Origin of the sequence: Ascidiimonas aurantiaca (assembly GCF_037646345.1) — a bacterium.
GTDB lineage: Bacteria > Bacteroidota > Bacteroidia > Flavobacteriales > Flavobacteriaceae > Ascidiimonas > Ascidiimonas aurantiaca.
The window spans coordinates 49,873-61,637 of record NZ_JBBEWR010000010.1; the positions used below are offsets into that span (position 1 = coordinate 49,873).

Genomic DNA, 11,765 nt, shown 5'->3' on the forward strand with positions numbered 1-11,765 from the left:
ATGTACCATCCTAGATTATACGGGAATTACTACGATATGGGTTACAAATATGGCAGCTTACTTTATGAGAAAGCAGCTTTTAGACTACCTGCTATATCATCCGAAAAAAAAATATTTGGTTTAGCATGTATCCCTGAGCTAAAACATTTCTATACAGAAATTTACCAAGAAATAATTGGTTTTGCAGATGGTATAAAAGATAGTCCAGATAATGTAGCTGCTTTTTTACTAAGTCTTGTCGCTTTTGATTTTAACGGACAGTGCAGTGTGTTTGCATTTAGAAATGATGATTCAACAATTATTGGACGTAATTACGATATGCCTTTTGCGCTCAAAAAATTTACCGAAAGTAGCTTGATTGCCCCTATGGGCAAGTATAGTTATATTTCCCAATCTGATGTGTTTATAGGCAGGTCAGACGGTATAAATGAGAAAGGATTGTCTATAGCTATGTCTTTTGTAAATGGTAAAACACGCCAGCCAGGCGTAAGTTTTCATTTTATAGTGCGAAAAGTCCTTGAGGAAGCTGCTACGACAGATGAGGCTATAACTGTAGTAAAACAAGCTAAAGTTTCAACTTCTAATAATTTTTTGATTGCAGATGCCAAAGGTAAAATTGCAATTGTAGAATCTGCGCCAGAAAAAACTATGGTTATCCATCCAAATGAAAGCCAGCGCTTTCTTCATATCACCAACCAGTTTGTTTCAGATGATATGAGGGCATTTGATAAAGGTGGCGTAGCATGGTCTAAAAGTGTCGAGCGCTATAAGGGTGTTGAAAAAAGCTTAAAACAATTATTGCACTTAGATTTAGAAACTGCAAAAGTGATTTTATCTGACCCGTGTGTGTGTTTGAATTTGAAAAAAGAAAAATTCGGTACTATCTGGTCGGTAGCTGCCAACCTTAACACCTTAGAAATTGAGAGAGCAGAAACCAGGCCAAGAACAACAAATTATAAAACAGAAACGCGGTTAGACTGGTGGCTTAAAAAACGAAATAAAAATAGGTCGTGATACATTTGATAGTTGGTAATACAGGTGCAGGAAAAACCACCTGCACACTAGATTTAAAGCAAAAGCAAAAAGCCGTTCTCTTTTCCTTAGATGAATGGAATAACACTGTATCTGATGGACATACCGACTACCGATAGCCCCGGTTAGATACTGCAACATATAGCGAGATGTGAACAGCAAATGATGAGCCAAATAAAACAGTTGGAAACTTTACAAGTAGATAGCATTTTGGATATGGGCTTTGCAAAATTTGAACAGCAGGAACGTTTCAGGCAATTTGCATCAGACCATTTTTTTGAATATCAAATACACTATTTAAATGTTGATTCTACAGTTAGACGGAAAGGTTTTATAGAACGAAATATTAAAAAGGTGAGACCTTTCAATTTAACGTTACGCAAGCCGATTTCGATTTTATGGACCTGGCTTGAAAATCCAAAAGAGGATGAGCTCGATAATCCTGTGGTGATTAAATGAAATAAATTTAAAAAAAGTGAGAAGTATATCAAAAATAGTACTAATAGCTATTCTAATTAATATTACCAATTGTAATCAAAAACCCAAATATTACCATCAAGATATTGAACCCTACGTTGGTTTTATAAAAGAACAAAACACAAGAGCGAAGGATTATATACTAGACCTTTTTGACGACCACGATATCGTAATTATAGGCGAACGCTTTCATCCGGAATTAACCCAATATGAGCTCATTTTGGAAATTGCCAAAGACCCAAGGTTCATTGACTCTGTAGGTAACATTTTTATAGAAGTCTGTTCAAGAAATCAAGAATCTAACGTACACGAGTATTTGACATCCAAACACCTGAATGAAAAGCAAGCTGACAGTCTATTGCTTCACATCAACAGAAATAATAGTGTACATCCAATTACTATCAGGTATAATTTTCCGTTTTTTTTTAAAGGTTTGAGAACTCTCAATAACGAATTAGAGAATAACAATAAAATTAGACTTTATCCAAGCGATGTGCCTATTCATTGGTCACAGATAACTGCTGAAAAATATAGAACCTTTTGGGATAATACCATTAGCAAGCGCGATAGTTTGATGGCCGATTATACCATACGGAAATTCGATAGTATAGAGAATAGTTCTGGCACACGTAAAAAAGCATTAGTGATACAGAATTACAGACACGCCTTTGGACATCAATTTATGTATCCCAACAACGAGAAGCCTGATAATGTAGGTCGGTTTTTGTTTGAAGCCTATCCTGGTCGTGTAGCGAATGTACTTCTAAATACGATTACATGGGATGAAAACGAAAATTATACCCCGGTGTCAGACGGTAAATGGGATGCCGCATTTAAGGTTACTGGTGTTGACAATATTGGATTTGATTTTAGAGGTTCGCCTTTTGGTGCCGATTATTTCGATTTATGGCCATGGGAGAAGCACAATTTTAACTACACAGATGTATTTAATGGCTACGTGCAATACAAGCAGGTTGAAGATTTTAAAATGGTTAATGGTATTGAGAACCTGATTGATTCTACTTTTCTAGCGGAAGTAAGACGACGTAAGGAACTCGTTAAAACCGCGAGAAACTTGAATGGTATTATAACAGACTCTTTGATATGGGATTATAATAATGTAAAAGTTAGTCCTGTTTCAGACTCTATAGAAATAAAAATTAATAAATGGATAAAATAAACAACACCATGAAATTTATAGTATATATATTTTTATTTTTCTCTTTGTGGTGTTCTGAAGAAAAGGATTCTGAGAAGAAGGAAGATTCAAAGGCAATTGAAGACCCTCATTCACCAGATGAGTTTATTGGAAAGCATAAAGCAAAGGTGACTGTTCTGGGCACCTTTCATTTTGACAATCCAGGATTGGATAGCTACAAGCACCAATTTCCCTTTGATATTTTATCTGATAAGCGACAGAAAGAATTAAATGAATTATTAGATGCTTTAGAAAAATTTCAACCCACTAAAATAATGGTTGAGGTACAACGCATTAAAGGTGACAGCATCTTTAATAGCAGATATAAAGACTATTTGAACAGTACATTTGATATTTCTGAAAAGCGCAGTGAAACCTATCAAATTGCATTTAGGTTGGCTAAACGTCTAGGGCATCGTAGGATTTATGCCACAGACACTAAAAAACTCAAATGGTTTGGCGCTGATGTTAGCGATGACTACGACGTAGATGCTTATCTTAAATCTTTGGGACAATGGGAAAAATACAACCGATACGACTATCAAAGTGCTTCAAGATATCAGGATTCTCTAAAATCTGTGCTATCTCTAAGGAAGCATTTACATTTTCTCAATACACCTTCTAACAGACTCAAAAATCATCAAGGATATTTAACAGAATGGGCTTTAGAAGGCGCAGGCGATTTATACATTGGTGCTGATGCTACTGCTAGATGGTATCAACGTAACCTTAGAATTTATGCAAACACTTACGATTTTGTGGATTTAGATAAAGAGGAACGTGTGTTGCTTATTTATGGCTCTGGTCATGTTTATACGCTAAAAAAGTTCTTTCAGGATTCCCCAGATTTTGAATACATAGAAATCAATAACTATTTAAAGTAAAATATCAATGAAAAAAATACATTTAACCGCTAATACCATTCTTTTATTAGGCATTATCACCTACTTAATTTACCAGCATATAAAACCTCAAGACATATCTAAAGAAATCAAAGCAGAGCGGTTAAGTATTGTTGGACCTGACGGAAATCTGTATGTTTCTATAAGCAATCCTGAACAGCAAGCTCTGGCCACAACTCATGGCGTACCTCACAATCCAGATTCAAAACGAGATTTACCAGGGCTTATTTTCTTTAATCGTGTAGGTGACGAAGTTGGTGGTATTTATTATGACGGTAACGATGATGAAAGTTTTGCAGGCATCACCTTTGACCAACAAAAAAACGACCAAATCCTAGCCATAATGAAAGATGAATACAAGGATGGTGATAAATGGAAACGCTGGTACGGTATGTTTTTAAGAGAACGTTCAGATTCTATTAGAGTTGAAAAACTATTTGAACAATTAAAAGAAAACATCAAAGGTCTCAGCAAAGAGGAAAAGCAGAAAGCGTATAACGAATTCAAAACATATATTGACTCAGAAATCAACGTGTATCGTATGTTTTTGGGTAGGGAAGAAAATGAAAACGTAGGCTTATTTCTCTATGATTCTAAAGGTCGCGAACGTATCAAAGTATATGTTGATACTTTAGATATTCCACGAATTACACTAATAGACTCTTTGGGTAAACCAAAGAATTTAGAACAAGTATTATTAAAATAATTACGCTCTCTTACTTCGACGTTACTCAGTTTAAATTTCGCTTTCGCCAAAGCGAAATACCAAATCAATTAAATAGTATAGCTATGAAATCTTCAAACCTAATTTTAAGACTTTTATTCTTTATCGGGCTTATACCCTTTAGTCATACCATGGTTGCCCAAAATGTATCAAAAACCGCATTACTAAAATCCTGGAAGCTAGAGAAATACTATGAAGAAGGTGAATATTATGAGCCAGAAGTCAATGAGGTCAATGACTATATTGACTTTAAGGAAGACATGACATTTAGCGCCATGATGGAAGGTGAGTTGTACTCTGGCACCTGGATGCTTAATACCAATGGTGCCTACATAGAACTAAAATACACAACCCAAGAGATTGATAAACTAAGAATTAAATGGTTAGGCACATATAGTTTGGTCGTGATTTTTGATGCTGACTACTATCGCTATACAGAGGTTCATTATAATTCATGCGAAAAATAGTCTTGGCCATGAAACAGTTCGTTCTTTTATTTATGCTCATATCCACTATTGCAAGTGCTCAAGACTTTGTTGAATTAAAAACAGTAGTGTTTGACACAGACAACAGTTCTTTTTATGTTGAAGAGGTTATTGATAATCGTAAGGTTAAAAATCTAGGTATTCATAATACTCTTAATGGGGAAAAGGCAATACTTCAATTACAACCCAATGCTGCAGTTGCCGTAAAGACATTTATAGAAGCATCATTAAAAAAGGAATTCGATAAAAAAGCCATTTACATTAAGATTAACGAGTTGAACATTCAGGAAACCCGTCGCAATACAGAAGAAGTCGTTTCTAGAGCTGCTGTTGACCTTTCGTTCTATGAAATGAAACGTGGTAAGCTTAAAGAATTGTATCGTATTAAGCGTAACGAAGACCAAATTTTTGCTGCTCACATCTTTGATTTTGCCAAGACCATAGAGGATGTGTTTTTGAGCCACGAACAACGCATAAGAGCCGCTTTAGAGTATGGCATGTTAGCGTTTATTGAACATCAAAGTATCTCAAAAGAAAGCGATATGGTACATTTTGAAGCTTCAAATTTTGATGATGAAGACAATACCCTTAATAATTGGTACAACATCATTGAGTACCGGCAGATTTTAACCAGCACCTATCATAATGGATGGGCAGTAGGTTATACGGGCTTTATGGATAGCGATAAGTCTTTCATTATTCCTTATGAAATCAATTTAGAATTTTATGATGTTAAAGAAGACTTTGCAGGCAGGGAAGGCTTTGAATATGTTGAGGCCACAATGTTACGTCCAGGTATATTTGGGTATAAAAAGATTTTCCCCGGTGTTTATGGTGCTGTAGGTGTGAACCTCCCAATTGGTGTTGAGGTTAAAAGAAGACTCAATACAGATACTGATATCTATAAATTTCTAATTGGCGTAGGTGCCAGCCAAGGTGTAAAGATTATTCCCTGGAAAGATTATGGGCTGGTCTTGGGTGTTGAGTTTTTTCAACAGATTCAAAATTCTGAAATCTATACTCGCGATATCGGTCTTGAAGTTTCAGTTGGATTTAATTTTTAAAACAAATCATTATAAATGACTTCGAAAACGAACTTTATTGGCATCATAGGTATATTATTTTTTACCTTAAATATAACTTTTGCACAAGCACAAATACTATTAGATAAGAAATTACTAGAGGAAGATTTAGATATACTCTATAATAACTTAAAAACGCTTCATGGCGGATTATTTGCCTATACATCAGAACAGGATGTTGAGCAATGGTTTCTTAATACCCAAGCTAAATTGAATGACAACATCGATGTTTTTGAATTTTATAAACACATCGCACCGCTTAATAGCATTATCAAGAACGGTCATACCCAGGTTAAGTATCCTGCTTTATCGCAAAAGTTTAAAATGCTGCCTATACAGGTCTATTGCCATGATGGTAATTATTTTATTAAGCATCAATTTAACAATTCCAATGGTGACTTGATTGGTTTAAAGATTAAGCAAATTGATGGCAAATCTATTGAAGATATATTTTCTAGGCTTTTAACACACCAAACTAGAGATGGCAACAATCTGACCTTTCCTATTGAAAATCTATCTTCACTTTTTGGTTTTGAGTATAGCTTTGTTTACGGACAAAAAGACGAATATCTTCTTACAGTAGTTGATAATGATGGTGCAGAAAACACTATTACTTTGAGCACTGTTTCACTAAATAGTGAGATTGTTGAAAGGCTTAATAATTCGCTAATAGGTGCTTTGAATTTCAAAATTATTGGTGACACTGCTATAATTACATTTCCCACTTTTGATACTAAATCTTTAAGGAAACGAGCGTATAAAAAATTTCTAGCAAAGTCCTTCAGTGCAATACGTAAAATGAACATTACAAAGCTCATTATAGATGTTAGAAATAACGCTGGTGGTGACCCTAAACCTACCCAAGAATTATTATCATATCTATTAGAGAATGACTTTATTTTATATGAAGATGTTTATACCATAACCAACAGGATTGAAGATGCAGCGTATTATAAAAACCAAGGTGTTTTTTGGTTGAACACCTTTAGTTGGCTCAAAGTAAAAAAGGTCGAAAATCAACGTTTTGAAAGATTCAATAAGGAAGGTTTAAAAATTTATAGGTCGAAAAGGGACTATTATAAAGGCGACCTCACTGTACTTATCAACGGCAACTCATTCTCTGCTACTGGCGAGTTTGCTTCTTTTCTGAAGCATTATAGATCAAGCATTTTCATTGGCGAGGAAGTTGGCGGAAATGGACTGCAAAGTACTGCTGGTGTTACATATACCTTGACTTTACCTCATTCAAAAATTAATATTGATATACCGCTAGTGGTGTTTAAATTAAATGTTCCAGTTGAAAATCCAACTCACGGCGTTATACCGGATTACCAAGTTAGGAATACCATTACTCAAGAGCTTAATGGTGAAGACGCTGTGATGGACTTTGCGCTCAAACTTAACAGTAAAAAGAAATGACCTTTAGAACTAAATTCTTGAATATAGCTTACCTCAAAATAGGTAATGCGAGACAGCAACTTGCCTATGAGGAAATTAAGGATTTGGATGTTTTTTGCATCTTACGAGAATTCAATCCTGTATTAACTGGAACAATACCTATTGCTATAGATTTGCCTGAAAGTGACCTTGATATCATTTGTGAAGCAAAAAATCTATCTGATTTTGAAGTTTTATTGCGTAAACATTATGGCGATAAAAAATGCTTTAAACAGTACCGCAATTGTATTGATGGCATTGAGAGTTCCATCACATCTTTTAAAGGTAATCATTTTACTGTTGAAGTATTTTGTCAGGACTTTCCCGTACAACAACAAATAGCCTACCGCCATCTTGTTATTGAGGATAAGATATTAAGGCAGAAAGGCGAAGCGTTTAAAGAGGAAATCATATCGTTAAAGAAAAGTGGACTTAAGACTGAGAAAGCCTTTGCTCAGCTTTTGGGGCTAAAGGGTAATCCTTTCAAAGTTTTACTTGAATTATAAATTGAATAAAACCGTCAACAACAAACAAAGACCGATACCTATGAAAAAAGTAATCTATGGCCTTCTAATCTTACTAATAACTTCCTGTGTTGATAAGACAGAGGCTGAATTCTCAATGTCCGGAAAAACAAACGGACTTGAAAATGGGACAATGATTTATTTGGATAATGCAGACAGCCAAACTATTGACCTTATCGATTCTACCCAAGTCAAAAACAACACATTTGTATTCAACACAAAATTATCAACCTCGCCATTGCAGGTCGTTATCAGAACCAGTGATAACTCTAATTATAGATTTTTGTGGTTAGAGAATAATCCAATGATTTTTGATGCCTCACAAAATAATTTTGAAAATGCAATTGTTACTGGTTCAAAAGAAGAAATATTGGCTCAACCGTTACGAATAGAGCTTGCCAACTTAACAGAAGAAAATCAGAGAAAAAAAGAGATAGAATTCATAAAGGCCCATCCGAATAGTATTGTAAGTGCAGAGATACTCTCATTGTATTCAACAACGTATGGAAAAGATGAAACAAAAGCGCTTTTTGACCTATTATCCGAAAAAAACAAGTCTTCAAAATATGGCAAGATGATTTCAGACTATATTCATATAAATAAACAGCCAAAAATAGGTGAGCAATTTGTGGACTTTGAAATGATTGACCAAAATGGTAATCCTAAAAAGTTATCGCATTTGAGAGGCAAAACCATTTTATTGGATTTTTGGGCATCTTGGTGTGCACCTTGCAGAAAAGAAAATCCAAACCTTGTAAAAACTTACGAAAAATTTAAACCTAAGGGATTTGAAATATTTGCTGTTTCATTGGATGAAAACAAGGATAAATGGCTCAAAGCTATTGAAAAAGACAAATTGAATTGGTATCATGTAAACGATTTAAAAGGGAATGGAAACAACGCGGCAATGATTTACGGCGTTGAGAGAATACCAGACAGTTTTTTAATTGATGAAAATGGAATTATTGTTGCCAGAGATTTGCGAGGAAAAGAATTAGACAAAAAGTTGGAAGAAATATTAAATTAATGTCAGTTGCTAACCTTGGCTATAAGTCTTGTAGGTTTTTGCTTTTAGCAAGTTCTATAGCAACTTGCTTAAGAAAAATTTCACCGTAAAACGTCGCAATTTGCAGGTAAATATCCTACTTGAATTTCGTGCCAATCTGAACCAGTAAAAAGTTTTAATGCTAATATTGGACAAACGCTTCCATCTTTTTAAAACCGAAAGAGTTATCACGTACCCAAAAAGCGTAAAAAAGATAACAACGCCATAGAAACCGCTCCAAAATAACAGTTTAAAAATCTCCCCCGGTAATGCCTTTTTTATAAACGTTTTTTGAGAGTCCAAAATGAATATTTAAGTGCAATAGTATCACAAATAGAATACATACTATCCTTATCATATCTATATTTTTATTTCTTTTGATGATCAAGTTTGCTGACACTGGTATAATATTTAATTACTTTAAAGTCGCAATATTTATTGTGCTTAGCTTTTTTCAATTGTTAGATTGTTCGATTTGTCAAAAAATATCTTTTCTACACATTGATGATATATACTTTGATAGAAAAGAAAAAAATCATCTGGATATGATATGTGATTAAAAATTAATGGAGTAGCTTTTAGGAATTAAAAAAAGCCCAAACTTTTGAGTTTGAGCCTTTATACTGAAACAACTTCGACTATTAGAAAAAGAAACCAACATAAACTTGGAATACGCCATTTCTATTCTTATCGTTTAATTCATCTATATCATTGATATTTGATAAACCCAAATTATACCTAGCTCCAAAATTAAGACCATTTTCAAGCTTATAGCCTAAACCGAAATTAACACCGAAATCGATACGGTTAAAATTGTCATCAACATCATTATCTTCTTGTTTTGCAGATAATAAATAACCCAATTGTGGACCTGCTTCCATACTTAATCCTTTGGCTACATAATACTTCCCCATTAAAGGAATATTTAGATATTTTAATGAAACTAAATCGTCGTTAGTATCAAAGCCTTGAACGGAATACATGAATTCAGGTTGAAAAGAGAATTTTTCTGATAGCGGGATTTCGGCAACAAAACCAAAACTTTGGAACTCTGTGATGGACTCTATATCCGAGGTATTATCTCCTGTAACCGTTGCAAAGTTAATTCCTGCTTTTACTCCGAGTTCAACTTTTTGGGCGTTAACATTTATTAGACCAAAAACTACTGTAAATACTGTTAAAATTGTGATTCTCATTATCGTTATTTTAAAGATTAAATTAAGCCCCTAAAATAGTATTGTGCCTTCTTCCCTGTTTGTCAAATAGTCTTGATTTGGTAGATTTTAACACTGAGCTATTGCTCTTAGGGTTTTATTTTGAATTATGCAATCAGTTTTGCTAAGAATAGCAGATTTCAACTTACGGGATAGAATTAATAGCCTATACTTGGGACAATTTGTAATAAAAACAAAAGCTATTTGGCCAAGAAAATAGAGTTTTTGACAAACATGGATAACAATACCTTCTATAGTTTTGGAGGTAAGTTAACTGAAAATACTAAAACCTACTTATGAAAAAGTCATTATTTTTTGCATTTATCTTAATATTAGGTCTAATAGCTTGTGACAATGATGATGAAGCTGATTTAAGTACTGAAAAAAAAATTATTTCATTTTCTTTACGCTCAAGTGAAAATAGTAATCTTTCAAAAGATATAATAGGAGTCATAGATGAGGATAAAAAAACCATCCTTTTAGAATCAACTGAACACATTCCCCTCTCTAACTTAAAACCCACCATACGTGTCTCTGAAGATGCTACCATAGAGCCAAATGACACCCTAAAGAAAGATTTTTTTACTCCAGTCACCTATACCGTAAAGGCAGAAGATGAAGCACCAATCTCCTATATCGTTACCATAAAGATTACGGATACATCAATAACGGACAGAGATGTACTGATAGATTGGTACAACTTAAATCCTAACAATACTTTAGATTGGGATTTTTCTGAAAATATGGAAAAATGGAGTGGAATCAAGGTTACAAACGGTAGAGTAACACAAATTGAGATCGACGATGAGAACCTATCATTGACAACACCATTAATAAGCAATTTGGATGAGCTTAACTCTCTGATAATCAGAGACAACAATATTACCATGCTACCTGTGGAAATTGGAAAGTTACAGAAGCTACGTACCTTAAATCTAACCGATAACGAATTGAAGCAATTACCTCAGGAAATTGCAACCCTTTCCGAATTGAATTTTTTGATATTAAGCAACAATAACTTAAACACATTGACCAGTCATATTGGTAATTTGAGCAATTTGATTCAACTGGAACTTTCATTTAACGACTTAAACAATTTGCCAAAAGAAATTGGGCAAATCAAAAGTCTTCAAAATCTAAGGCTTTACGGAAATAGACGATTAACATCTTTACCGATTGAGATAGGCAATCTTACGCAACTGGTGAATTTGGATATTGGGTGGTGCAATCTTTCCATCCTACCACAGGAAATTGGAAATTTAATAAACCTTATAGATTTGCGAATGGATGAAAACAATCTTGTAGAGATCCCAAGTACAATAGGAAATTTAATAAATCTTAAAACCCTTCAGCTTCAGAAGAACCGTATCTTAGAATTGCCCCCTGAAATGGGTCAACTTAGCAGTCTATTGGTACTATTTGTTCAAGAGAATCAACTGACATCATTACCTAATGAACTGTGCAATCTTATAGATAGTAATAATATCTCTTTCAACAAAGATGTAGGCGTTTCATGCCCTTAATTGAATCATTTGAATTAGGATCGTTTCCTTTAAGAGCTAAACGCAACTCCTAATAAAAGGCACAACCGGTGTTAGGAAAGGAATGACTTAATTATGGAAAAAAATGAATTCTGCAATAATTC

Annotated in this window: 12 protein-coding genes; 11 read left to right on the forward strand and 1 reads right to left on the reverse strand. The window is 34.1% G+C overall.

All coding sequences use genetic code 11. The features are described 5' to 3' along the window. The 10 genes from WAO84_RS11165 (at window position 1) to WAO84_RS11210 (ending at window position 8,888) form a co-directional block, all read left to right on the forward strand. On the forward strand, window positions 1–1,014 hold the full coding sequence (locus tag WAO84_RS11165) for a C45 family autoproteolytic acyltransferase/hydrolase (protein ID WP_340065823.1): 1,014 nt from the start codon (window positions 1–3) through the stop codon (window positions 1,012–1,014). A gap of 180 nt (window positions 1,015–1,194) precedes the next feature. Next, window positions 1,195–1,491, forward strand: coding sequence for a P-loop nucleotide/nucleoside kinase family protein (locus WAO84_RS11170; RefSeq protein ID WP_340065825.1), 297 nt, complete (start codon window positions 1,195–1,197; stop codon window positions 1,489–1,491). A gap of 16 nt (window positions 1,492–1,507) precedes the next feature. Beyond that, window positions 1,508–2,689, forward strand: a complete 1,182-nt coding sequence (locus WAO84_RS11175; protein ID WP_340065826.1) for a hypothetical protein — start codon at window positions 1,508–1,510, stop codon at window positions 2,687–2,689. Then, a complete protein-coding gene (locus WAO84_RS11180; RefSeq protein WP_340065828.1) occupies window positions 2,677–3,591 on the forward strand; it encodes a DUF5694 domain-containing protein in 915 nt (304 codons plus the stop codon). The genes WAO84_RS11175 and WAO84_RS11180 overlap by 13 nt, the downstream gene beginning before the upstream one ends. A gap of 7 nt (window positions 3,592–3,598) precedes the next feature. Next, complete coding sequence (locus WAO84_RS11185) at window positions 3,599–4,315, forward strand: hypothetical protein (protein WP_340065829.1); 717 nt, start codon at window positions 3,599–3,601, stop codon at window positions 4,313–4,315. Window positions 4,316–4,398: 83 nt separating this feature from the next. Beyond that, the gene (locus tag WAO84_RS11190; RefSeq protein ID WP_340065830.1) at window positions 4,399–4,800 is read left to right on the forward strand and encodes a hypothetical protein; all 402 of its coding nucleotides are present in this window, start codon (window positions 4,399–4,401) and stop codon (window positions 4,798–4,800) included. Window positions 4,801–4,808: 8 nt separating this feature from the next. Continuing rightward, window positions 4,809–5,882, forward strand: a complete 1,074-nt coding sequence (locus WAO84_RS11195; protein WP_340065831.1) for a hypothetical protein — start codon at window positions 4,809–4,811, stop codon at window positions 5,880–5,882. 15 nt (window positions 5,883–5,897) lie between these two features. Continuing rightward, the gene (locus WAO84_RS11200; protein ID WP_340065833.1) at window positions 5,898–7,319 is read left to right on the forward strand and encodes a S41 family peptidase; all 1,422 of its coding nucleotides are present in this window, start codon (window positions 5,898–5,900) and stop codon (window positions 7,317–7,319) included. Beyond that, window positions 7,316–7,843 carry a DUF4269 domain-containing protein gene (locus WAO84_RS11205; protein ID WP_340065834.1) on the forward strand — a complete coding sequence of 176 codons (528 nt, stop codon included), beginning with the start codon at window positions 7,316–7,318 and terminating at the stop codon, window positions 7,841–7,843. The genes WAO84_RS11200 and WAO84_RS11205 overlap by 4 nt, the downstream gene beginning before the upstream one ends. 40 nt (window positions 7,844–7,883) lie before the next feature. Further along, window positions 7,884–8,888, forward strand: coding sequence for a redoxin domain-containing protein (locus WAO84_RS11210; RefSeq protein ID WP_340065836.1), 1,005 nt, complete (start codon window positions 7,884–7,886; stop codon window positions 8,886–8,888). Between the two features lie 659 nt (window positions 8,889–9,547). On the opposite strand, the gene WAO84_RS11215 is transcribed toward WAO84_RS11210, so the two are convergent. After that, window positions 9,548–10,102 (reverse strand): porin family protein, encoded by a 555-nt coding sequence (locus WAO84_RS11215; RefSeq protein WP_340065838.1) that lies wholly within the window; start codon window positions 10,100–10,102, stop codon window positions 9,548–9,550. Between the two features lie 314 nt (window positions 10,103–10,416). Between WAO84_RS11215 and WAO84_RS11220 the strand changes: the two genes are divergently transcribed. Then, window positions 10,417–11,643 (forward strand): leucine-rich repeat domain-containing protein, encoded by a 1,227-nt coding sequence (locus tag WAO84_RS11220; protein ID WP_340065840.1) that lies wholly within the window; start codon window positions 10,417–10,419, stop codon window positions 11,641–11,643. The last annotated feature ends 122 nt before the right edge of the window (window positions 11,644–11,765 follow it).

Coding starts and splice junctions, on each gene's coding strand:
- WAO84_RS11215 (WP_340065838.1), bottom strand. CDS start 10,102: ATGAGAATCACAATTTTAACAGTATTTACAGTAGTTTTTGGTCTAATA.
- WAO84_RS11220 (WP_340065840.1), top strand. CDS start 10,417: ATGAAAAAGTCATTATTTTTTGCATTTATCTTAATATTAGGTCTAATA.
- WAO84_RS11200 (WP_340065833.1), top strand. CDS start 5,898: ATGACTTCGAAAACGAACTTTATTGGCATCATAGGTATATTATTTTTT.
- WAO84_RS11185 (WP_340065829.1), top strand. CDS start 3,599: ATGAAAAAAATACATTTAACCGCTAATACCATTCTTTTATTAGGCATT.
- WAO84_RS11190 (WP_340065830.1), top strand. CDS start 4,399: ATGAAATCTTCAAACCTAATTTTAAGACTTTTATTCTTTATCGGGCTT.
- WAO84_RS11170 (WP_340065825.1), top strand. CDS start 1,195: ATGATGAGCCAAATAAAACAGTTGGAAACTTTACAAGTAGATAGCATT.
- WAO84_RS11210 (WP_340065836.1), top strand. CDS start 7,884: ATGAAAAAAGTAATCTATGGCCTTCTAATCTTACTAATAACTTCCTGT.
- WAO84_RS11205 (WP_340065834.1), top strand. CDS start 7,316: ATGACCTTTAGAACTAAATTCTTGAATATAGCTTACCTCAAAATAGGT.
- WAO84_RS11195 (WP_340065831.1), top strand. CDS start 4,809: ATGAAACAGTTCGTTCTTTTATTTATGCTCATATCCACTATTGCAAGT.
- WAO84_RS11165 (WP_340065823.1), top strand. CDS start 1: ATGTACCATCCTAGATTATACGGGAATTACTACGATATGGGTTACAAA.
- WAO84_RS11180 (WP_340065828.1), top strand. CDS start 2,677: ATGGATAAAATAAACAACACCATGAAATTTATAGTATATATATTTTTA.